This is a genomic window from Longimicrobium sp. (genome assembly GCF_036280135.1).
Taxonomy (GTDB): Bacteria; Gemmatimonadota; Gemmatimonadetes; order Longimicrobiales; family Longimicrobiaceae; genus Longimicrobium.
Map to the genome: position 1 here is coordinate 1 of NZ_DASURI010000789.1, position 3,755 is coordinate 3,755.

The 3,755-nt window shown below is 75.8% G+C and carries 1 protein-coding gene; it reads left to right on the forward strand.

Translation table 11 applies throughout. The annotated features are described in order from the left end of the window. A partial coding sequence (locus VFZ20_RS25495) for an amino acid adenylation domain-containing protein (protein WP_329686782.1) occupies positions 1-3,755 on the forward strand: 3,755 nt, incomplete at both ends.

A 3,755-nucleotide genomic window follows, 5' to 3' on the forward strand; every position in this document is an offset into this window, starting at 1 on the left:
CCCATCGGCGCGCGCATCCCGGACCTGCGGGCCTACCTGCTGGACCCGGCGGGCGAGCCGGTCCCCGTGGGCGTGGCGGGCGAGCTGTACATCGGGGGCGCGGGGCTGGCGCGCGGCTACCTGGGCCGCCCGGAGCTCACCGCCCAGCGGTTCGTCCCCGATCCCTTCGGGGGCGTGCCGGGCGAGCGGCTGTACCGCACGGGCGACCTGGGGCGGTGGCGGCCGGACGGCGCGCTGGAGTACCTGGGCCGCACGGACCACCAGGTCAAGGTGCGCGGCTTTCGCATCGAGCTGGGCGAGATCGAGGCGCGGCTGGCGGAGCGCCCGGGCGTGCGCCAGGTGATCGTGCTGGCCCGCGAGGACACGCCGGGCGACACGCGCCTGGTGGCGTACTGGGTGGGCGGGACGGAGGACGCCGAAACGCTGCGCGCGCACCTGGGCGAGACGCTGCCGGCGTACATGGTGCCCGCGGCGTACGTGCGGCTGGACGCGCTGCCGCTGACGGCCAACGGCAAGGTGGACCGCCGGGCGCTCCCCGCGCCGGAGGGCGACGCCTTCGCGGCGCGCGCGTACGAGGCGCCCGTGGGCCCCGTGGAAACGGCGCTGGCGCAGACCTGGGCCGAGGTGCTGGGCGTGGCCCGGGTGGGGCGGCACGACGGCTTCTTCGAGCTGGGCGGGCACTCGCTGCTCGCCGTCACGCTCATCGCGCGGATGCGGGGGCAGGGGCTGCACGCCGACGTGCGCACCCTGTTCACGGCGCCCACGCTGGCGGCGCTGGCCGCCGCCGTCGGGGGCGAGCACGCCGGGGTGCAGGTGCCGGAGAACCGCATCCCGGACGCCAGCCCCGTCATCACGCCGGAGATGCTGCCCCTCGTGGCGCTGACCCAGGCGGAGATCGACACCGTCGTCTCGACCGTGCCGGGCGGCGCGGCCAACGTGCAGGACATCTATCCGCTGGCGCCGCTGCAGGAAGGCTTTCTCTTTCATCACCTGGCGACGACGGGGGGAGATCCCTACCTGCTGGGCAGCCTGACCGCGTTCCGGTCGCGGGCCCGGCTGGACGCGTACCTGGAGGCGCTCGGCGCGGTGCTGGCGCGGCACGACGTCCTGCGCACGGCCATCCTGTGGGAGGGCCTCCCGGAGCCCGTGCAGGTCGTCTGGCGCCACGCGCCGCTCCCCGTGCGGGAGGTGGCGCTGGACCCGGCGGACGGGGACGTGGGGAAGCAGCTGTACGCGCGCTTCGACCCGCGCCACCACCGCATCGACATCCGCCGGGCGCCGCTCATGCGGGCCCACGTGGCCGCCGGCGCGGACGGACGCTGGCACCTGCTGCTGCTGTTTCACCACCTCACGCTGGACCACACGGCCACGGACGTGCTGCGCGAGGAGGTCCGGGCGCACGCGCAGGGGCGGGCCCATGCGCTTCCCGCGCCCCTTCCGTTCCGCAGCTTCGTGGCGCAGGCCCGGCTGGGCGTGAGCCCGGAGGAGCACCGGGCGTTCTTCACGGACATGCTGGGCGACGTGGACGAGCCCACGGCGCCGTTCGGCCTGCTGGACGCGCGGGGCGACGAGCCCGGCATCGAGCAGGCGCGCGCGTTCGTGGACGCCGCGCTCGCGGCACGGCTGCGGGAGCGCGCCCGGGCCCTGGGGGTGAGCGCGGCGTCGATGTGCCACGTGGCCTGGGCCCAGGTGGTGGCGCGGGCGTCGGGGCGCGACGACGTGGTGTTCGGCACCGTGCTGTTTGGCCGCATGCAGGGCGGCGAGGGCGCCGAGCGGGTGATCGGCCCCTTCATCAACACGCTCCCCGTCCGCGTTCGCCTGGGGGGCGTGGGGGCCCAGGCGGGCGTGCGCCAGACGCACGCGCTGCTCGCGAAGCTGCTGCGCCACGAGCACGCCTCGCTGGCCCTGGCGCAGCGGTGCAGCGGGGTGGAAGCCCCGGCCCCGCTGTTCACGGCGCTGCTCAACTACCGCCACAGCGTGCTCACGGCCGCGGGGCCCCCGGCGCCCGTCGCCGGGACGGGCCAGGTCGAGGGGCGCACCAACTACCCGCTCATGATGTCCGTGGACGACCTGGGCGAGGCCATGGCGTTCACGGCGCACGCGCCGGCCTCGGTGCGGCCGCTGCGGGTGCTGCGGATGATGCACGCCGCCCTGGAGTCGCTGGTGGAGGCGCTGGAGACGGCGCCCGGGGCCGCGCTGGGCGGGCTCGCCGTGCTCCCCGAGGCGGAGCGCCTGCAGGTGGTGCGGGGGTTCAACGAGACGGGGCGGGCGTACCCGCGCCAGGCGTGCGTCCACGGGCTGTTCGAGGCGCGGGCGGCGCGGACGCCGGACGCGGTGGCGGTGGTGTTCGAGGGCGAGCGGGTGACGTACGGGGCGCTGAACGCGCGGGCCAATCGCCTGGCGCACCACCTGGGAGACCTGGGCGTGGGCCCGGACGTGCGGGTGGGGATCTGCGTGGAGCGCAGCGTGGAGATGGTGGTGGGGCTGCTGGGCATCCTCAAGGCCGGCGGGGCGTACGTGCCGCTGGACGCGAGCTACCCCGTGGACCGTCTGCGCCACATGGTCGAGGACAGCGCCCCGGCCGTCCTGCTGACGCACCCGCCCCAGGCGGCCACGGCCGCCGCGCTCTCCGCGGGGTCCGCCCTCCCCGTGCTGGACGTGGCGGCGGAGGGGGCGTGGGCGCACCGGTCCGCGGAGAACCCGGCGGGGACGGGCGTGGGGCCGGGGAACCTGGCGCACGTGCTGTTCACCTCGGGCTCCACGGGGCGCCCCAAGGGGGTGATGCTGGAGCACGGAAGCCTGGTGAACCGTCTGTCGTGGATGCAGGACCGGTACGGGATGACGGCGGACGAGGCGCTGCTGCAAAAGACGCCGTTCAGCTTCGACGTGTCGTTCTGGGAGTTCTTCTGGCCGCTGATGGTGGGCGCGCGGCTGGTGATGGCGCGGCCGGGCGGGCACCGGGACCCGGCGTACCTGGTGGAGGTGATCCGGCGGGAGGGGATCACGGTAGCGCACTTCGTCCCCTCCATGCTCCCGTTGTTCCTGGAGCACCCGGAGGCGGACCGGTGCACGAGCCTGCTGCGGGTGCCGGTGAGCGGGGAGGCCGTGTCCGCGGCGCTCGTGCGGCAGTTCCACGCGCGGCTCCCGGGGGTGGGGCTGTACAACCAGTACGGGCCCACGGAGTCCGGCGAGGTGACGGAGTGGGCGTGCGAGGCCGGGGCGGAGCGGGTCTCCATCGGGCGGGCCATCCACAACGCCGCCGTGTACGTGCTGGACCGGGGCGGGGAGCCGGCGCCGGTGGGGGTGGCGGGCGAGCTGTTCATCGGCGGGGTGGCGGTGGCGCGGGGGTACCTGGGCCGGCCGCGGCTGACGGCGGAGCGGTTCGTCCCGGACCCGTTCGGGGAGGCGGGGTCGCGGCTGTACCGCACGGGGGACCTGTGCCGGTGGCTGTCCGACGGGACGGTGGAGTACCTGGGGCGGACGGACTTCCAGGTGAAGGTGCGCGGCTTTCGGGTGGAGCTGGGGGAGGTGGAGGCGCGGCTGGCCGCGCACCCGGGCGTGCGCGAGGTGGCGGTGCTCGCGCTGGAGGACGGGGCGGGGGGCAGGCGGCTGGTGGGGTACTTCACGGGCGAGGCGGTGGAGAGCGAGGCGCTGCGGGGGCACCTGGCCGAGGCGCTGCCGGAGTTCATGGTCCCCGCGGCGTTCGTGCGGATGGACGCGTTCCCCGTCACGCCCAACGGCAAGCTGGACCGCCG